Source organism: Vibrio sp. ER1A, from assembly GCF_000733315.1.
GTDB lineage: Bacteria > Pseudomonadota > Gammaproteobacteria > Enterobacterales > Vibrionaceae > Vibrio > Vibrio mediterranei.
The window spans coordinates 61,495-81,686 of record NZ_JPJA01000095.1; the positions used below are offsets into that span (position 1 = coordinate 61,495).

At 44.1% G+C, this 20,192-nt stretch carries 16 protein-coding genes; 8 read left to right on the forward strand and 8 right to left on the reverse strand.

The window, feature by feature from the left end:
* Positions 1 to 13: 13 nt before the first annotated feature.
* On the forward strand, positions 14 to 3,631 hold the full coding sequence (locus HW45_RS25310; protein ID WP_038230750.1) for a response regulator: 3,618 nt from the start codon (positions 14 to 16) through the stop codon (positions 3,629 to 3,631).
* 10 nt (positions 3,632 to 3,641) lie between these two features.
* Here HW45_RS25310 and HW45_RS25315 read toward each other — a convergent pair whose 3' ends face one another.
* On the reverse strand, positions 3,642 to 4,097 hold the full coding sequence (locus HW45_RS25315; RefSeq protein WP_006070076.1) for an Lrp/AsnC family transcriptional regulator: 456 nt from the start codon (positions 4,095 to 4,097) through the stop codon (positions 3,642 to 3,644).
* Positions 4,098 to 4,229: 132 nt separating this feature from the next.
* On the opposite strand from HW45_RS25315, the gene HW45_RS25320 reads away from it, so the two are divergent.
* Positions 4,230 to 6,041, forward strand: a complete 1,812-nt coding sequence (locus HW45_RS25320; RefSeq protein ID WP_006070077.1) for a trans-sulfuration enzyme family protein — start codon at positions 4,230 to 4,232, stop codon at positions 6,039 to 6,041.
* A 62-nt stretch (positions 6,042 to 6,103) separates the two neighbouring features.
* Here HW45_RS25320 and HW45_RS25325 read toward each other — a convergent pair whose 3' ends face one another.
* From HW45_RS25325 to HW45_RS25335, 3 genes are all read right to left on the reverse strand, one after another.
* The gene (locus HW45_RS25325) at positions 6,104 to 7,255 is read right to left on the reverse strand and encodes a M20 aminoacylase family protein (protein WP_006070078.1); all 1,152 of its coding nucleotides are present in this window, start codon (positions 7,253 to 7,255) and stop codon (positions 6,104 to 6,106) included.
* Between the two features lie 65 nt (positions 7,256 to 7,320).
* Positions 7,321 to 8,298 carry a DMT family transporter gene (locus HW45_RS25330; RefSeq protein ID WP_006070079.1) on the reverse strand — a complete coding sequence of 326 codons (978 nt, stop codon included), beginning with the start codon at positions 8,296 to 8,298 and terminating at the stop codon, positions 7,321 to 7,323.
* Positions 8,299 to 8,373: 75 nt separating this feature from the next.
* Positions 8,374 to 9,540 (reverse strand): M24 family metallopeptidase, encoded by a 1,167-nt coding sequence (locus HW45_RS25335; protein WP_038230751.1) that lies wholly within the window; start codon positions 9,538 to 9,540, stop codon positions 8,374 to 8,376.
* Positions 9,541 to 9,869: 329 nt separating this feature from the next.
* On the opposite strand from HW45_RS25335, the gene HW45_RS25340 reads away from it, so the two are divergent.
* Positions 9,870 to 10,547 (forward strand): helix-turn-helix transcriptional regulator, encoded by a 678-nt coding sequence (locus tag HW45_RS25340; RefSeq protein WP_006070081.1) that lies wholly within the window; start codon positions 9,870 to 9,872, stop codon positions 10,545 to 10,547.
* A gap of 55 nt (positions 10,548 to 10,602) precedes the next feature.
* On the opposite strand, the gene HW45_RS25345 is transcribed toward HW45_RS25340, so the two are convergent.
* The 4 genes from HW45_RS25345 to HW45_RS25360 all read right to left on the reverse strand — a co-directional run bounded on the left by HW45_RS25345 (position 10,603) and on the right by HW45_RS25360 (position 14,530).
* Positions 10,603 to 11,559, reverse strand: a complete 957-nt coding sequence (locus HW45_RS25345) for a DMT family transporter (RefSeq protein WP_038230752.1) — start codon at positions 11,557 to 11,559, stop codon at positions 10,603 to 10,605.
* Positions 11,560 to 11,561: 2 nt separating this feature from the next.
* A complete protein-coding gene (locus HW45_RS25350; protein WP_038230753.1) occupies positions 11,562 to 12,521 on the reverse strand; it encodes a DMT family transporter in 960 nt (319 codons plus the stop codon).
* 9 nt (positions 12,522 to 12,530) lie between these two features.
* Complete coding sequence (locus HW45_RS25355) at positions 12,531 to 13,301, reverse strand: maleate cis-trans isomerase family protein (RefSeq protein WP_038230754.1); 771 nt, start codon at positions 13,299 to 13,301, stop codon at positions 12,531 to 12,533.
* Positions 13,302 to 13,363: 62 nt separating this feature from the next.
* Positions 13,364 to 14,530, reverse strand: a complete 1,167-nt coding sequence (locus HW45_RS25360; protein ID WP_038230755.1) for a M24 family metallopeptidase — start codon at positions 14,528 to 14,530, stop codon at positions 13,364 to 13,366.
* A gap of 390 nt (positions 14,531 to 14,920) precedes the next feature.
* Here HW45_RS25360 and HW45_RS25365 point away from each other — a divergent pair, with 390 nt between their 5' ends.
* The 5 genes from HW45_RS25365 (at position 14,921) to HW45_RS25385 (ending at position 20,175) form a co-directional block, all read left to right on the forward strand.
* Positions 14,921 to 15,307, forward strand: coding sequence for a RidA family protein (locus HW45_RS25365; protein ID WP_038230756.1), 387 nt, complete (start codon positions 14,921 to 14,923; stop codon positions 15,305 to 15,307).
* A gap of 69 nt (positions 15,308 to 15,376) precedes the next feature.
* Positions 15,377 to 16,546, forward strand: a complete 1,170-nt coding sequence (gene dpaL / locus HW45_RS25370) for a diaminopropionate ammonia-lyase (protein WP_038230757.1) — start codon at positions 15,377 to 15,379, stop codon at positions 16,544 to 16,546.
* 169 nt (positions 16,547 to 16,715) lie between these two features.
* Complete coding sequence (locus HW45_RS25375) at positions 16,716 to 18,509, forward strand: choice-of-anchor I family protein (RefSeq protein ID WP_038230758.1); 1,794 nt, start codon at positions 16,716 to 16,718, stop codon at positions 18,507 to 18,509.
* 142 nt (positions 18,510 to 18,651) lie between these two features.
* Positions 18,652 to 19,254: a 2OG-Fe(II) oxygenase gene (locus tag HW45_RS25380; protein WP_038230760.1), complete on the forward strand. Its 603-nt coding sequence runs from the start codon at positions 18,652 to 18,654 to the stop codon at positions 19,252 to 19,254.
* 216 nt (positions 19,255 to 19,470) lie between these two features.
* Positions 19,471 to 20,175, forward strand: a complete 705-nt coding sequence (locus HW45_RS25385; RefSeq protein ID WP_038230762.1) for a Crp/Fnr family transcriptional regulator — start codon at positions 19,471 to 19,473, stop codon at positions 20,173 to 20,175.
* Positions 20,176 to 20,192 lie beyond the last annotated feature (17 nt).

Here is a 20,192-nt window from a genome sequence, read left to right on the forward strand (position 1 = left end):
TTAAAGGATTTTCATGAATTTTCCTATTGGACAAAATCTCGACTCAAAACGCATTCTTATTGGCTTTTTCATCGCAGCGACATTATTGGTGATAGCTGGGTCAATAGGTTGGTCTAAACTCAATCTTCGTTTTGAAACTGTCGACAATTATGCTCAAAGCGCTCAACTTCGTGCCGCCCTAGATAGCGTTAAGCTGCATGAGCGCAATTACGCCCTATCGCCCACCCATCCGCAGGCTGAACAAACCTTTGAACATATTGATATGGCCTACCTACTTGCCGATTCCCAACCTTCAGAAAAGGTCAATCAAGAAGTAAAGGCGCTACTTCAAGATTACAAGACGACTTTTGCCGAATACGTAGAACTTAACGACCAAGAAAGAACCACCCGCGTTGCTCTTACCTCAAATTCGGACACGTCTATTTATGATGTAGAAGAGATGCAGGTCGATCTTAAAGTCTCGATAGAAAAACAGGTCACGTTAGTCGAAAGCATGCGTCAACACATTGATGCTAGTGCTCAAATCGCTATTGAAAGCCATCATTTAGCAAGTCGTATTTCTACAATTCGAAGTCATGAAAAGTCTTTTATCCTCGAACCGAACAATGACGATTACAAACAACTACAATTTGGCTTGAATGAAGTGCGTAACCAAATTAGAGCTCTGCAACCAAAGATGGTTACACAGGCTGCTAAGGACAAATTGACACTGGTTGATAACGCTCGAAATCGGTATTTAACTGCGGTCATTCAGCTCAGAAACCTCAAACTAGTTACCGCCCCAATGCAGCAGCACATCGCCGCCCAGATCGATTCGGCGGGGGAAGAGTTTACACGAGCGAGTGTAGTGCTAAGAACGAGCTTACAAAAAGAGTTAGCCGCCTATCAACAAGAACTAAACGACATACAACAACAAACCAACGTCAAACTCTCCACTACCGCTCAATTGCTGACGTTACGTTCCCTATTTAGCGATACCACTCAGTACGAACGCGACTTCTCCTTGGCACAAACACTCAACGAACAGCAAGGTATTGCCAAGCAAATTGAAGGAACAATCAAAGAGAGTCAACAACAATTGGCAGGTTTGATACCACAAATTTCAGATGCGACCCAACAACAAACGCTTGGGAAAATTAAGGGGCAGTTGACGCAATATCTCGCTTTATTCGAACAATTATTTACGCAGAAACAAGCTATCGCCCAACAATCATCGGCGCTTGACAATGCCTATCTGAAAGCCTTCAAAGTTATTGAACCTGATTTTGAACACCAGCAAAACATTGTAGAGAACTCATCTCAAATCTCTTTCTATCTTGCCATCGGTGGCATCATTTTCATGAGCACCATAGTTTTTATTGTTTTGCTCGCCAATAAATCCCACGCTGCGCTTGAAAAGTCTGCGGATAAGCTCGCTATTGCCAGAGATGAAGCAGACTACGCAAACCAAGCTAAATCGGATTTTTTAGCGAACATGAGCCATGAGATCAGAACCCCAATGAACGCCATCATAGGCATGAGTTACCTCGCTTTAAAAACAGATTTAACTAAGGCACAACGCAACTATATTCAAAAAGTAAAGCTGTCGGCTGATACCTTACTCGGACTTATCAACGACATTCTCGATTTCTCAAAAATCGAAGCGGGTAAACTCGACATTGAGCACGTAGATTTTAGACTCGAAAACGTCTTGGACAATATTTCTAATTTGGTTGGGCTTAAGGCGTCGGAGCAGGGTTTAGAGCTGCTTATTCATACTTCCAAAGACGTACCAACAGCACTTTACGGTGACCCATTAAGATTGGGGCAAATCTTAACCAATCTTGCCAATAACGCTGTGAAGTTTACCGAACAAGGCGAAGTCAAAATCACTATCACCGCAGACAACTTAGAGAATGACGATGTCACGTTAAGATTTGCGGTCTCTGACACTGGCATTGGAATGACACCAGAACAAACTCAAAAGCTCTTCAATAAGTTCACCCAGGCCGACAGTTCCACCACACGCAAGTATGGGGGAACCGGATTAGGCTTAGCCATCAGTAAGGAGCTTTGTTTGTTGATGGGCGGAGACATTGAGGTTAGGAGTCAATTTGGCGAAGGCTCAACCTTTGAGTTCACAATTAACATGAAGCGCAGCCAAGTGCTAGAAACCAAACCGATTGTCGTGCCAACATCATTGAACCACCTCAACATCCTGATTGTGGATGACAACGCCAGTGCGCGCCTTATCGTTGAAGATATTCTGCAATCACTCAACTTTAATGTTCGAAGCGCTAATGGAGTTGATAGCGCAATCGACGCACTCAATCACGCTGCACAATCAGATTCGGCATTTGATGTGGTTATTACGGATTGGCAGATGCCCGGTAAAGATGGAGTTGAACTCATTCATGCTATCCAGCAATCTGAGTCCCTCAATCCTAAAATCTTGATGCTCACAGCCTATGATCGCCAGCTTCTGGCTGACTCAGTTCAAGAGCGTGGCCTTATCGTACCAAGTATTCTCGATAAGCCAGTAACGGCCTCTCACTTGTTCGATGCGATAGTTGGCTTATATGATATAGAAAACCACCGTAGCAGCCGTGACGAGCTTGAGCAGCAAACCCATTTGGCTAATGTCCAACACCTAGCAGGAGCTCATCTATTACTCGTTGAAGACAACGAAATTAACCAAGAATTAGCGGTAGAACTTTTGGAAAGCCAAAACATCCAAGTCACCGTAGCTCAAAATGGGCAAGTCGCGATCGACTTGTATAAACAAATGACGTTCGATGGCATTCTTATGGACTGCCAAATGCCTGTACTCGATGGCTACAGCGCAACAGAGATAATAAGAAACACACTCAAGGACCGAGCTATCCCTATCATTGCCATGACCGCCGACGTGATGGAGCGTGATAGAGAACGCGCCTACCAGTCAGGGATGAACGACATCATAGCTAAACCAATCGATGTAGGCATCATGTTCAGCACCCTTGCTCGATGGATCACCTCGCCTCAACGCGAAATTGGGTCAGAAGTAAGCACTTCCAGCTCCGACTCTAATGTCAATACTCAACCAGTGAAACTTCATGACATTAACACCATCACCTTGTCCCAAGGTCTTGCTCGTGCGAATAACAACCACCAGCTATATCGCCGACTGTTGCAACGCTTTTATGAGCACTACTCTGATTTATCTCAAGTTAGAGAACAACTCGCTAATGCAGCGTCCTCCGATTTAAAACGCTACATCCATAGCTTAAAAGGCGTCTCAGGAAATATAGGTGCGAACGAGTTATTTGAGCTCTGTAGTGCATTAGAATCTGATATCAACAATGAACAACTTCAAAAAAAGCTACTCAATGCTCTGAATCAAACCACTGAGGCAATAAGAGAGAGTGGCGTTTTACACTCTCATACAGCGGCTAACGATAACCCTGAGCATACAGCGAATTTTGACCCTACTCTCTATGAACGATTGCAGAGCGCCATTGAACAGAACGATACCGATGCGCTTGAGATAGTGCAAAACATAGAGCAAAGCCAATTACTGGGGCTTACCCAAAATCAACTAAAGCAACTTGATGGTGCTCTACAAGAATTTGATTTTGATAAAGCTTTAGCACTCATTAAATCTAAACACTAATGGGACTTACTTATCTCACTGGCAGCTTCGTCTTTGCTTTTACTTGACCAAAGGCGAAGCTCGATTCGATGGAGGCGATATTTGGCAGGCGAGTTAATTGCTTGCGGATAAACTGCTCGTAGCTTTTTAGCGACTCACTGACTACATGCAACAAGTAGTCGTGGTTGCCCGTCATCAAAAAACACTCCAACACTTCATCAATCATTTCAATGTGATGCTCAAAGTCTCGCATGTTCTCTTCAGTCGGCTTTTCGAGTTTCACCAATACAAAGACATTGATCGGCAGCCCGCACGCTTCTTGGTCAACACTGGCATGATAACCTCGAATGACTCCTTGCTTCTCCAAGGACCGAACTCGGCGCAAACAGGGGGACGGCGACAGAGCAACCCGATCTGCCAACTCTTGATTAGTTAGCCGAGCGTTGCTCTGCAACTCAGCCAGTATTCTTTTGTCGATCTCATCCATTAGCATTTTCCATCAATTTATAACCAATATGCGCAATATAATTGCTCAAAATTGGTGAGTTACTTCTTAAATCGCAATCTTTAACATTTTTATAACACTAAAATTATAAGAGGTACAATAAAGGATGGAACTATGAATACCTCAACTCAACTTAGCCCGCTGCGTAAAACAACCAAACACGAACAAGCAGAAGCTCTTGCCATTGAGCAAGCAAAACACTTTGGCATCGACCCAAATAGTGAATACGGCACCACGCTGGTTGAACTAGCGACCACACTATACAAAGCCAACACGAAAACACACGACCTTTGGGCATTGACCGTTGATGGACTTTCAGAGCTCGACAAAAGTGACCGAATCGCCTGGTTTAACGCCAAGCGATTTTTGTCGTTTCAGATCGCGAAGATCCTCGACAACCTGCAAAACCCCATGCGCACTACTTATCAATCCATTGCCACCAATAATGGTCATTTTGCCTCTAAGGGTGCCTACCCTATCTTCGACAATGTTGCCGCTATATTCTCAGCCAGCCCTGTGATTACGCGTACCGCAACATATTTGTTTGCGTGTACCGAATGGATTGAAGATGCATTCAACGGTAAAGAGCCGCTTCACGATATTTACTCTCGACTGCTCAACCCAACATCAATCTCACTGGCTAACCACATGGTTGACCTAGAGGCAGGCTCAAGAGCTAATGAGTACCTTGCATGGAACTTTAACTCTGGCATGGCGGCAATTGATGGGTTGTTGAGCCACTTACTTGGGCATGAAGATATTGTGTTGGCATCACGCAACATCTACGGTGGGTCTTATCAGCTATTAGAAGATTGGTTTGGAAAACCCTCAAACTTGAATGTAGCGGTCGAATGGGTCGATGGTTACTCCGGAGATGAGTTTGCGGCTCGTCTTGATGAGGTTGCCGATAAATACGCCGACCGCCTTGCCGCTGGTAAGAAAATATACGTTTATCTAGAGTCACCTTGTAATCCACATGGATACGTCTTAGATGTTGCTAGCATCAGTAAAGCGGCTCACCTTCGTGGTTGGGACATTATCGTTGACTCAACGGTTGGTACCCCGCTCCTGCACCCAGTGCTAAAACGCGATGACGTGATGGAACGACCTGATTTCGTAGTTCATTCCTACACCAAAGAACTAGCTGGTTCAGGGACCACAACCGCTGGGGTCGTCATCGGCCGTAACGAAGCCATGTTTGTACCAAAGGGAGAAGAAGTCACCTTCACCAAACCTAACGGCGATGAGGTCATCATTCCATGGAACGAAACGCTCTTTTGGAATGTGTATTACATTAAAGGTGCATTCTTAGACGCCGACAAAGCATTTGAAGTACTCAATGGTATGAAAACTTACGAAATGCGTGTGGTGCAGAAAACCATCAATACTCTCACCTTGGCGAAGATCTTCGATGCTCACCCAGACATCAACGTATCATGCCCAGCTCTACCTGACAGTGATAACTACGAACACTGCCAGAACAACATGCACCTGGGCTTGCCTGCGGCTCTGTTTACCATCGATATGGAAGGCAATGGCAATCGCGCACCAATCAATCGTGATGGGTTCAAACAGTTCTTTGACATGCTTGAGCCAGCTATCGGTATGCAGGTAAGTCTGGGACAAACTAACACCGTTGCGCTTTGCCCAGCCCTAACGACCCACTCCGAACTCAGCGACGAAGCGTTAAATGAAGCCGGCATCAAGCCAACCACAATGCGGATCTCCATCGGTTTGGAAGATCCTAGAATGTTTGTCGCTCATATTATCGAGGCTGCCAAATTGTCCATCGATCGTAAACATGTCGACTTCTCATCCAGCTTCCCTTGCGCTGACAGTATCGATGAGATCTACATGCAAACCTATATGGATGTGCACCAGAGGTTTGCTAAGAGTTTGCCGAGGTTTAGTCAGCTATCTGCTTAGTTATCTGCTAACAGTCGATATATAAGAAAAGAGGAGCTAATGCTCCTCTTTTTTGTATTCGATTACTTAGCTAATTGCTGTTCCACTAACGTTTGCCAATAACGCATACCTGTTCCCAAGATATCGTCATTAAAATCATAAAGTGGATTGTGAAGTGCGGTTCCACCACATTCACCGACGCCATTACCAACTAAGATATAGCAACCTTTTACCTCGCGTAGCATGAAGGAGAAGTCCTCACTAATGGTAAATGGCTCACAATTGCCAATAACATTGTCTTTTCCTACAACAGTTTCTGCAGCTTTAATCGCATGTTCTGTTTCCTCTGCAGTATTAATCGTTGAAAGAAAACTATTGTTAAAGTGATATTGGTAATCAACGCCAGCAGACATACATTGACCTGCCACGACACGCTCAATCCCTTTCTCGATTTTGTGCAGAGCTTCATCTGTAAAACTTCGCGTATCACCAGTGATCGTCACTTGCGATGGAATAACATTCACCGTGCCATTTGTCTCAAAGTTTGTAACTGAAATGACCGCAGTTTCGTTGATAGCGCTTAAATTACGAGAAACAATAGTCTGCAACGCTGTAACAACCTGTGCGCCAACCACAATAGGATCGGTTCCCATGTGGGGTAATGCTGCATGACCACCAGTAGCGTTGATAACAATTTCAAAACTACTTTCGCTAGCCATAACTGAACTTGGACGAGTTACAAACTTACCCGCTGGGATACCAGGCAAATTATGCATTGCATATATCGCGTCTATGTTCCAACGAGTAAATAGGCCATCGGCAATCATAGCTTTTGCACCAGTGCCTCGTTCTTCATCCGGTTGGAAGATGAAGTACACGACACCATCGAAGTTCTTACTTTGAGCCAATTCACATGCAGCTCCAAGTAGCATCGCAGTATGACCATCATGTCCGCATGCGTGCATGGCACCTTCGTGTTTAGATGCGTGACAAAACGTGTTTTCTTCTTTAATTCTTAAAGCGTCCATATCTGCTCTAAGACCAATACTGCGATCACTAGTACCTTGACGAAGAATGCCTACGACCCCAGTTCCACCGATTCCACGGTGAACTTCAAGTCCAAACTCTTCCAATTTGTTAGCAACAAACTCAGACGTTTTAAACTCTTCAGTACCAAACTCAGGGTATTGGTGAAGGTGTCTACGCCATTCAATTGCAGATGTTTCTGTGGTCATATCTTTCTCCAGAAAAGAAGCTATCTCCCAAGATAGCTTCCCATATTATTATTTTTTGATTCAGTTTAAGCTTCTTGAGCTTTCAAATTTTCTTCTGATTTTGGCTCTTCTTTAGTCTCATATTTGGTAAAGACATAAAGTGCGACAACAATTAGAGAGACGATAATGGTCTTGCCCATTGCCATTTGTTCACCCAGCGTCAGTACCGCAACAAGGTAACCAACAAGTGGCATTAGGTTTAGAGCCATTGTTGATTTTTCAACGCCAATACGTTTGAAAGAGTAAAGTTGAATGAGGTAACTACCACCTGAAATGCCAGTACCCAAGAAAATCAGTAGTGCAATCAGTAATGGACTAGAGAAGATAATGTAAATTTGAGATAGATCTAGACCCATTGCGAATACGACGAAGATACCCATCACTGCTACAGAAATGTATTGGTAAAGCATTGAAACAACAGAACCGTACTTGTCTGCTAAGCTAGCACGAAGGTGTGCAGTCCAAGCAAGTGCTAGCATCGAGCAGGTCACATATACATAACCTAGTAACGGAGTACCACCTTCAATCGTGTTTGTTGGGCCAACACTCATCGCATAAATACATATGGCCGATGCAATGAACGCACCCCACTGGATTTTATTCATGCGGAAGTTCATAAACATCATTCCAAAGAAGACCGTTGCAAAAGGTTGCATTCCCTGAATAACACCGTTCTCTGTGGCACCAATATGAGCAAGTGAAAGGAAATTAAAGAGTGAGAAAACCCCTTGCCCTACAATGCCACATAGTGCGATTCGACCAATATCTTTCTTGTCGATTTTAAGTGATGACCCCAAATCAACGCTTAAACTTTTACTGCGAGACGTGAAAAAGAAAATAATAGATAGCCCAATCACCGCCGTCACATAACGGAAGAATACCAGTGTCATTGGATCTACCGCCATAGAGAGAGGTTTAGAGACCACACCAGTCACGCCCCAAATACATGCTACTGCTATCGCGGCAACCCACCCTAAAAATGTATCTTTATTTGTTGTGTTCATTTTGAGTCCTTTATGTTTCATATTGTTGCCAACGTCACGATTTTCGTGCGTTGGCTTATCGTTATAAACAATTGATTAATCGATAATAATCAGTTCAGGTTCAGCTCGCTCTGATAGCCATTCTGCACCATCTTCAGTAATGACGATGTTTTCTTCGTGAACCATAGATTTACCCGGTGCGTAAACCATGCCTGGCTCTAGCGTCATCACCATACCCGGCTTCAGAATGGTATTATCCGTCGCCGTATTTGATGGACGCTCAGTCAGCTCCATGCCCAAACCATGACCCAGACGACCTACGTCATTACCCAGTGCACCGTTCGCTTCTAGTACTTTCCACATCGCGTTGTAGATATCAGTCGTTGTCGCGCCTGGCTTCGCAGCTTCAAAACCTTTTGTCGTCGCTTCATAAGTCGCTCGGTATGCCGCTTTTGTCTGCTCACTCGCATGTCCAAATGCCCAGTTACGGTCAAAGTCAGAGAAGTAACCATCGCGAACGGCACCGGTATCAATGATCAACACATCGCCCGGCTCAATAATGCGGTCTGTTGGGCCCATAATGATGCTGTCGTAACCGTCCGGCCCTGAGCCTGCAATAATGTACGGGCACTCATCGGCACCTTCTAACAGCATGTCAATACGGAACTGTTTGCAAATCTCACGCTCCGTCATCCCTGCTTTTGCATATTCCGGCACCTTTTTGAAACCAACATTGGTGATGCGGCAGATTTCTCGTGTTTTTTCGATCTCTGCTTGAGACTTTATTTGACGAAGCTCATGCATCTCTAAAGACACATCAACAAAGTCTTTCTTAACCATGGAGGTCAGTTGTAGGTAGTTATTCACCGGCATACGTAAGTGGGATTCAATACCCAATGTCGCACCAACTCGGCCATGACGACACGGCAAGGAGTTCAAGGCACTGGCTACCAAACTAATGCCGTCATCTTCTGGTCGAGGCGATGGCCAAGTAATGATGTTGTCAATCCAAGTACCTGCCATACCACTGGCGCCGATTTCTGGAATAATCGCGATTGGTTTGCCTTCCGCTGGCACGATTACAAACCATGGGCGAGTTGGGCTGTGCCAGAACTGAGTATGAAAACCAGTAAAGTAACGAACATTTGGCTCGGTGGTAAAAATCATTGCATCCAGCTTCTTGTCATGCATGACTTTTTGAGCACGTTGGGTACGGTGTTCAAATTCAGATTGGTCAAACCCACGATTCAGAAAATTGTTCATTGGAGCCTCTTTGCTTGTTCTTATTAGACTTAGCTGTGGAGCAATTAAGTCTTATAGTTAATATTTGTGAACGGTATGAGGGCAGTTTACTGATATTTGAGTTAAATAATGTGACCCGGATCCTACAGTTAACTATTGTTCACTATTGAGACTAAAAATCCCTTTTAACTTTGATTTTCATCAAGTTTAGTTTCCTTTAGTGAACTAAAAGGTTAAGAGACATTCGAAATAAGATGAGATTGGTTACATTTAGTTAATGCGTGGGTTGATTTCCAGCCAACATCAAGGGACAATGAATCTCAAGTTAAAGTTAACAGTAGTGGTCTATAATGAATGCATCAGCTTATAAGTCATTTAACGTCAAGTTCACTGAAATTGATCGACAATATCTTGAGTCCAATTTTCGACTAGCGGAAACCATTGCAGACTTTATCGGTCCGCACTGTGAAGTGGTCATTCACTCGTTTGAGAGCTTTGAAAAGTCCGTAGTGAAGATCGTCAACGGACATCACACCGGTCGTGAAGTGGGGTCACCAATCACCGATATGGGATTGCGAATGCTAAGCGCATTCGAAAGGACAGGGGAAGTAACTCCTAAAAGCTACTTTACTAACAGTAAAGACGGCTCACTATTAAAATCAACAACATGTGTGCTTGCAGGAGAAAATGGCAAACCCATTGGGCTGTTCTGTATTAATATGAACTTATCACACCCTTTCCCTGAAATTATCAAAACTTTAATGCCAGATGCTTCATTACCTCATGTTGGTGTACATGAAAACTTTAGCTCTTCGGCTACTGATGTTATTGAGCAAGCCCTTGAACATGCGATTGAAGAAGTGCAGAACGACGCTTCGATCAATCTAAAAAGCAAAAATAAGGCGATCACTAAGGTCCTATTTGATAATGGTATTTTCGAACTAAAAGAGGCTACTGGGTTAGCTTCTGAACGTTTGGGTATTACACGCCATGCAATCTATAAGTACATTCGAGAGTTCAAAGCCTAACGGGCGTTTACCCCGGATCCTAAAATTAAGCCTCACAGTAAGTGAGGCTTAATTTTCAATTGTTGACGCTTAAAGCCACTTGATGCTTCTTGGAGGAAGGCCTAACAAAAATAACCATACCGCCAACAATTAGTCCCATTGCAACCACTCTAAGTATTGTCAGCTCTTCATTAAAAACAAAAGTTCCAATTAAGAAAGCAGATACTGGAATTAAGTTTAAAGCCATACTGCTCCCATCAACTCCAACCCTCTCAATACCATAGATGTATACCAGATAGCCTAATCCGGATACACAAGTTCCTAATATCATTACGCAGAGCAGTTTATAAGAAGGGGTAAGTAATAACTGGATACTGCTAAATTTGACGCCGTCGAAGAGTAGATAAAAGAAGAACCCCAGAGCTGCAAAACCGAATTGGTAAAACATGGTCTGGGCCCCACCGTACTGCTGAGCCAGTTGTGCTCTTAGGTGAGTCACTGAAGCAAAGCTCACTACGCTCAGCAAGCAAATGAAATGACCAATACTCAATCCTTGTTGCGCACTTGAGGGCGAGAAGACCAATAACGTCACCCCAACAAGAGCAATAAGCGCAGCACCTATCTGAGTTAAGGTAAACCGCTCACCATAGAACAGCGTGCCCATCAATAAAATGGCAATGGGAACCAACCCTTGAATGACTCCATTTTCAGAAATAGTAATGTAATTAAGGGAAAGAAAAGAGAAAAAACTAAATAACCCTTGGCCAACGACACCACATAAAAAGAGCTTCAAAACATCTCTACGATTGTGCCAACTAAACCGAAAAACTTGCTTTGATTTGGTTGGTGACGCTCCAAAGAAAAGAGACACTGCCAAGACGATAAATAATACGGCGAATGCAATCACATAGCGTAGCCATACCAGGACCTTCGCATCAATGACGCTGAGAGGCAAGGTTGCTAAAGAGCCCTCGGTACCCCACAACAACGCAACTGAAATCGCCGCAACCCATCCCTTAGCAGTGTTTGTCATGGTTAATTACTCTCAGCCAGTTTTGCTGTAACTTCTGGCTCTTTTTTGTGAGCAAATTTCATAAACATCATCATGGAGCCGATAACGACCGCAATCGCTAGCAACCTCATTGGCGTCACCGCTTCACCAAGAGCGAATACCGCGAGTACGAACGAAGACAGTGGCATTAAGTTCAGCGCCATACCCGTGCCGTCTACACCTACTCTTTCCATTGCATAGATATAAATTAGGTAACTGATACCAGAAATACCGACACCCAAAATAGTGATGCAAATAATACGCAGTGGAGAAGAGAAAATACCTAGAGCAGAAGAGAAGTCCGCTCCAACAAATAGTAAGTAGATCCCGAAGCCAATCGCTGCGAATACGAACTGATGATACATGGTCGCAACTGAACCGTATTTCTCTGCAAGCTTAGCCCGTGCATAAGCCATTGTTGAGAAACTCGCTGCACTGGCAAAACAGATTAAGTGACCAATGTTAAAACCGCTGCCTTCAACAGATGGGTCCATGACTAGAATCGCCACACCTGCGAATGCGCCTACCGCCGCTACAATTTGCAGTACGGTAAATCTCTCGCCGTGGCGCAGAAAGCCCACGCAAAGGATGATAATTGGGATTAGCCCCTGTATAACGCCATTTTCAGATGCAGTGATATAGTCCAAAGAAAGAAACGACAGGAAACTAAATGCGCCCTGACCAATAATCCCACAAGAAGCAGCCCAAAAGATATCATGGCGATTTTCCCAATTAAGTTTAAAGTCGACTTTTTTCTGTGGCTTACCAATCGCGTTGCTCACCTTGATAATGACAAAAAGGGTAATGAAAGCAACAGTATAACGAACCCAAACTAGCACTTGAGCGTCCATAACTTCTAAGATTGGCGTACCGACAATCCATGGAATACCCCATAACAAACCGATAAATATGGCTGCGATCCAGCCTTTTACTGTATTACTCATTGTTCTTTCCTATAGATTTAGTAATTTTCCGTAACCTGGACATTGAGCTGTCTTACCAACTAGGTGCATGGCATGCCAAAACATAGCCGAGTTGCTACAAACAACCGGGATGTTGAACTTGTCTTCAATTTCTTGGATATGATCTAGAACGCGAAGGTTGGTGCAGGACATAAACACAAGGTCTGCACCCGATTCAGGTAAGATAGTTTCTAATGCCTCCAACATGGATGCTTTAGAGATCTTGGTAATGTCGGTATCCTTCTCGATCCCCAATGAGCCTAAAATGCATACCTCAAACCCAGCAGCAGTCAATTGGTTGTAGAGAGGGAAGTTCACCTCTGTTGGATAAGGAGAGAATACGGCGATCTTGCGTGCGCCTAAATGCCTAAATGCAGCTTGAGCGGCAGTCCATGGGTTCGTTGCGGGAATATCTCCACGGTTTTTCGTGAGCAGTTGTCCAACCTTTTCTTCCCCAATAATGATTGAGGCAGAGGTACAGCCAAAGGCCATCACATCCATTGGTAAACCCGTTGCTATCAGATCCGATGCTTCACTGATACCCGTGGCAATTTGATCCAGCGCTTCCGGCGTCATTTCACTGCTGTAATAAACACGAGAACTAAATACGCCCGCCTGCGTTCCCAATAACTTTGCCCAATCCATTTCTAGCGAATGGTCAGTGCTGAGTTGAACTAACCCGATATGCACCCGCTCAATCCGAGGGGCTTGTGTATGCGACAGGGTAATTTCCCAATCTTTAAACTCTTGTAAGGTTTCCATAATGTTTTCTCGTCTAGGTGCTTCCCTGAATATCAGGCAGACAGAGAAGCACTTTGGGGGGATTAATCGATAATGATCAGTTCAGGTTCCGCACGCTCAGATAGCCACTCCGCACCATCTTCGGTAATGACGATGTTTTCTTCGTGAACCATAGATTTGCCCGGTGCGTAAACCATGCCTGGCTCTAGCGTCATCACCATGCCTGGCTTCAACATGGTGTTATCCGTCGCCGTATTTGATGGACGCTCTGTCAGCTCCATGCCTAAACCATGACCCAGACGACCCACGTCATTACCCAGTGCACCGTTTGCTTCTAGTACTTTCCACATCGCGTTATAGATATCAGTCGTTGTCGCGCCTGGCTTCGCGGCTTCAAAACCTTTTGTCGTCGCTTCATAAGTCGCTCGGTATGCCGCTTTTGTCTGCTCACTCGCATGTCCAAATGCCCAGTTACGGTCAAAGTCAGAGAAGTACCCATCGCGAACGGCACCGGTATCAATGATCAACACATCGCCCGGCTCAATAATGCGGTCTGTTGGGCCCATAATGATGCTGTCGTAACCATCCGGCCCTGAGCCTGCAATAATGTACGGACACTCATCGGCACCTTCTAACAGCATGTCAATACGGAACTGTTTGCAAATCTCACGCTCCGTCATCCCTGCTTTTGCATATTCCGGCACCTTTTTGAAACCAACATTGGTGATGCGGCAGATTTCTCGTGTTTTTTCGATCTCTGCTTGAGACTTTATTTGACGAAGCTCATGCATCTCTAAAGACACATCAACAAAGTCTTTCTTAACCATGGTGGTCAGTTGTAGGTAGTTATTCACCGGCATACGTAAGTGGGATTCAATACCCAATGTCGCACCAACTCGGCCATGACGACACGGCAATGAGTTCAAGGCACTCGCTACCAAACTAATGCCGTCATCTTCTGGTCGAGGCGATGGCCAAGTAATGATGTTGTCAATCCAAGTACCTGCCATACCACTGGCGCCGATTTCTGGAATAATCGCGATTGGTTTGCCTTCCGCTGGCACGATTACAAACCATGGGCGAGTTGGGCTGTGCCAGAACTGCGTATGAAAGCCAGTAAAGTAACGAACATTTGGCTCGGTGGTAAAAATCATTGCATCCAGCTTCTTGTCATGCATGACTTTTTGAGCACGTTGGGTACGGTGTTCAAATTCAGATTGGTCAAACCCACGATTCAGAAAATTGTTCATTGGAGCCTCTTTGCTTGTTCTTATTAGACTTATCTGTGGAGCAATTAAGTCTTATAGTTAATATTTGTGAACGGTATGAGGGCAGTTTACTGACATTTAAGTTAAATAATGTGACCACAGACACAAGGTTAACTATAGTTCACTGAATGACGTTATTTAGAGGTAAAATCGTGATCTAAACCTCACAAAAGTGACATATAGTTAACTTTACCATTGACCAATCGGAATAAAAGTAGTCATATAGTTACCAAGAGTTGATTTTATCTTGAATAAAAAAGCCACTCTCAAAATGACATACGTCAATAAAGTTAACTAAAGTTACCTAATCGGAAATGAAGTTTGCTAACATTCACTTCCGATGTTAGAAGTTAAAGAGGCAAGAGATTAAAAATGAAAACTAAAGTACATACTGACAACGCACCAGCAGCTATTGGCCCTTATGTTCAAGGCACTGTTTTCCAAGATTTAGTGTTTACATCTGGTCAACTTCCACTTGATCCAAAAACAATGGCTTTTGTCGAGGGCGGCATTACAGAGCAATCACGCATGTCACTTGCAAATCTAAAAGCAGTACTGGAAGAGGCTGGCGCTTCAATGGAGACAGTTGTTAAAACAACATGTTTTCTATCTAACATGGAAGACTTCGCTGCCTTTAACGAAGTGTACACAGAAGTATTTGGTACAGAAAATGCCCCTTCTCGCTCATGCGTAGAGGCTGCAAGATTGCCAAAAGATGCGCTTGTTGAAGTAGAAGCGATCGCTTACGTCATCAAATAAAATACTACGAAAAGGTCATACCCTCTCGATGACCTTTTTTCTCTCAACTTTATCCATTAAGTGTGCCCTATGCTAAATCTATCTAAAAACTCATTCTTTTCAGGAAATAAAAGCGAACTCTTTAGTGTTGAGCAAGCCAAACAAGCCCGTGCCTTTCATTCTCAGATCGACGGCTACCAACCAACACCTCTCGTTTCTTTACCAGCACTAGCACAGCAACTAGGTGTCAAAGCCATACTTGTGAAAGACGAATCTAAGCGTTTTGGGCTTAACGCTTTCAAAGTCTTGGGTGGCTCATACGCTCTGGGACGTCAATTAGCAAAACACCTTAATGTTGATATTGCAGAGATCGACCTAAAAACGGTTTCCTCCAAACTGGAAGCACCACTAACCTTTGCAACCGCGACCGCAGGTAACCATGGTACTGGCGTTGCATGGGCCGCTCGTGAAATGGGGCAGCAAGCGGTTGTATATATGCCGAAAGGCTCTCCACAAGCAAGTGTCGACCGTATTCGTGGCCTTGGTGCAGAATGTATTGTTACTGAAGTTAACTACGACGATACCGTTAGACTTGCGAATGACACGGCTCAGGCCAATGGTTGGATGTTGGTTCAAGACACTGCTTGGGATGGCTATGAAGAAATTCCAACTTGGATTTCACAAGGTTATATGACAATGGCTGATGAAGCCGTGGAACAAATCGAGCAACTTGGTTTTGAAGCACCTAGCCATGTCATTCTCCAAGCGGGTGTAGGAGCGATGGCCGGTGGAGTACTAGGTTACCTAGCAGATAGATTGGACCCAACTAAGTTTGACACTATCATTGCAGAGCCAAAAGCCGCAGATTGTATCTATCGCTCTGGTACAAGCGAAGCAGGTAATATGGTTAATGTTACTGGCGACCTTAGCTCTATCATGGCAGGTTTAGCTTGTGGTGAACCAAATCCTGTTACATGGCCTATTTTAAGAGATTGCAGCTGCTATTTTATCGCCGTTGAAGATAAGGTCTCAGCAACGGGAATGCGCATGTATGGTAACCCACTCGCAGGCGATCAAGCGATTACCAGCGGTGAGTCTGGTGCGATTACTCTCGGGGCACTAAACGAAATTGTGAAACACGACGGTAATGTTGGCCTTAATAAAGAATCGGTAGTCCTACTCTTCAGTACGGAAGGTGACACAAACCCTGAGCGCTACCGCCGAATCGTTTGGGAAGGTGCTTTCTCAACAAGTGAATAGTATCACTTTATTTTATCCCCCTTTCCAATGCCGCTGTTTAACAGCGGCTTTTTTATAACTCGGTTACGAGAAATGAATTTAAAGACTTCACATGGATTATTTATTTAACTACACACAAACGTAACAAAATATATTTATCCTCGGCGAGTTAATCATTCAAGGAGGAAATATGAACTCGCTTAGAACCACTTTTGCTTCGGTTATCGTAGCAAGCATCGCACTATCTGGATGTGCATCAAACTCTTCTTCAAAGACAGCTTTCAATGCCGTTGAGGCGTTTAATATTCAATGTAAAACATCAGTTGTCCCTGAACCTTCAGAAATGTCGATTTCCGGTCTTACCTTGGTCGGCACATCCATCGCAGATGCCCCGTTTGGTACATCTGCCGCAGAGATTGTCAGTTACGATAGCTGCACCGACAAGCTGTATGTGGTCAATGCACAAGCAAAGAAAGTCGATGTACTTTCGTTTGATAAACAAGGTAAACCAAGTTCGACAGGTCAGATTGATCTAGCATCAGCAGCACAACAATCCGGCATTAAAATTGGCGCAGCAAATAGTGTATCGGCTCATGAAGGACTGGTCGCTGTCGCCATCGAGAATAGTAACAAGCAAGACAAAGGGATTATTGCCTTGTATCGCTCCGATACCTTAGCGCTCATTACCACCTACCAAGCAGGCTCACTGCCAGACATGGTCAGCTTCTCCAAAGGCGGCCGTTACCTTGCTAGTGCAAACGAAGGTGAACCCAACGCAGACTACTCTGTCGACCCAGAAGGATCTGTCACGTTGGTCGACCTAAACAATGGACATCAAAAAGCAGTAGTGACTCAGATTGACTTTCGCGAGTTTAATCAGGGCCAATCTCGTCACTCAGAACTTAGTTCTAAAGTTCGCATCTCTCATCCTAACGCGACTGTTGCTCAAGACTTAGAGCCGGAATATTTAACGTTTGATGATAAAGGCTCGCTCTATGTAGCTCTTCAAGAAAACAATGCGATGGCGACTATTGATGTTGCTTCAGCGAGTGTTAAAAGTATCGTTGGCTTGGGTGGCAAATCTTGGCAAACAGCGAAGCTTGATGCCTCTAATAAAGACAACATTGTGGGCAACTTGAAGAGCTACCCAATGTTAGAAGGCCTGTATATGCCCGACAGCATAGCTAGCTATAGCGTAAATGGCGAAACTTATGTTGTGACCGCGAATGAAGGTGATGGCCGTGAGTATGGTTTCAACACCACACAACAACAATGTGATAAACAAGGTTTTAAGTGGGACGGTGACGAACAGGAAAATGCTGAGGACTACGCTAACAAGCAAGACTTCTGTATCGCTTACGTTGATGAGGTTCGTGGCAAGAAGCTCAAAGTGGATCCGAATCATCCTCTGGCAATCGCTCTAAAAGACAACGCACAATTAGCACGCCTTAAAGTGATCAAGCCAAACCAAACATTGGCAGCAGATGAAAAAGTGCAAGCCTTTGGCGCTCGCTCCTTCTCTATCTGGAATGAAACGGGTGAACGGGTTTATGACAGTGGCGATGAATTTGCCAACATTGTATTCATGAAGGAAGCGAAGTACTTCAATAGCACTAATGATAATAACGGCTCCGCAGATGACCGCAGTGATGATAAAGGTGTCGAGCCAGAGGCCATTGAAGTTGCACATATTAATGGTCGTCACTACGCGTTCATTGGCTTAGAACGTCATGGCGGCATTATGGTCTATGATGTTACAGAACCTGCACAAGCCCTGTTTATCACCTACCTTAATAACCGTGACTTCTCCCAGCCAGTTTGCACTCAAGTAGATGATGGCGATTGCGATAATGACCAATACAACCCAAAGGCAGGCGATCTTGGGCCTGAATCCATCGAGTACTTCACACGTCAGGGCAACCACTTCATTGCCGTCTGTAATGAAGTCAGTGGTACGACATCTGTCTTTAGAATCGATCTTTAATCACGCTTTAGGCTCTGACCGTTTTTGTCAGATCCCAGAGCATAACCGTGTTAATCGTCACGACAAAAAAACAGATTTGATGACAACGGGTTAATTATCTATAAAGCGCCTCCTGTTTCTTATAACCACGGCGGCGCTTATCATGCAAAAGCTCATCGATTCTTTATTCTCTCAAGGCTATTACATTTGGGACGATTTTCTGTCTCCCGAGCAAGTTGATGCGCTCAAAGAGTGTCTGCCAGAGAACTGGAAAAAAGCGTGTATCGGTCGCAACGACGAAGTCATGCGTGAAAGCGCAATTCGCAGTGACAAAATCTGCTGGCTATCGAGCGATCTTGGTGAACCAGTTCAACAATTTCTTAGTAAGATGGAGATCATTCGCCAAGCCGCAAACCAGAATTTTTTCTTGGGCCTATTTGAATATGAAGCGCACTTTGCAAAATATGAAAAGGGTGATTTCTACCAGAAACACCTAGATTGCTTCCGCGGTAACGAGAATCGCCGTTTGACGACAGTGTTCTACATGAACGATGAATGGACAGAGCAAGATGGTGGTGATTTAGTTGTCTACGACTTAGATGACAATGAGCTGACACGAATCAAACCAAAATCAGGCCGATTATTTGTGTTTTTCTCAGAGCAGTTCCCTCACGAAGTACTGCCAACTCACCGCGAGCGTTTTAGCATCGCAGGTTGGTTCAGAACCAATGGTGTAAAAGACAACATGTTGGATATAGCTCAGTAGCCATCATCCCCAATGAGGGTGCTATTCCATTCTGCCCGTCATAGGTGTTTTCGAACTCAATACACCACTTTAATCAGATTAATTGTGAGAAGTGTCCGCCACCGGATACTTCTTCTCTACATTCCCCTATACACTCTCCCTCAACGACGGCAAGAAACGCATTCATAATGTCCGTAAGCCTCTATAATCTATAAGAAGATATAAGAAGAGGCGGTTATGACAAAAACGATAGCGGTTGAACAATTAAGGTGGACGACGTCGTTGTCGCCAGAGTTGTCACAAGAACTGGTTTCTGTGGCTCAGCGAATTTCAATCGAAGACCCTGCGTTGACAAGTCCGAGTCTCATAAATAGAGGCATCAACTTTATAGAACGTGGAACATTAGCGATTTGTATACAAACACCAAATTTAAAAACTGCAAATTGCCTATTAGTGGGTCAAGATGGCTGGTTCGGAAATTATATTGATCCTAATGCCTCGTTATTGCCTTTTATATTTATTGAAATAGAACCTTGTAGCATTATTCATTTTAGTAACCAACGCTTGCGTCCAATATGTGAAAAGAATGCTGAAATCTACAAATGGTTTTATTCATTAACGTTTGAGTCAAAAGAGAAGTGGCTACAAAGCCAGTTAATATATAGTGCGAATATCACAGAGCGAATTGTTTATCAGCTGATAGATATATTGGCTCATATGAACACCAAAGAATCGATGGTCGAAATTTCAGTGTCACAGCAACAATTAAGTGACATGACAGGTATCGCACGCCAACGGGTAAACGAAGTAATGAAAGAACTAGAAAGAAATCAGCTTGTTACTTTATATAGAGGCAAGATTCGCATTGATTCGCCACAGAGGCTAGCGGCTTATATGGACGACATTGATCTAAGCATCCGCGATCCGAGACTGTATATTTAGTCATTACCAATTCTATC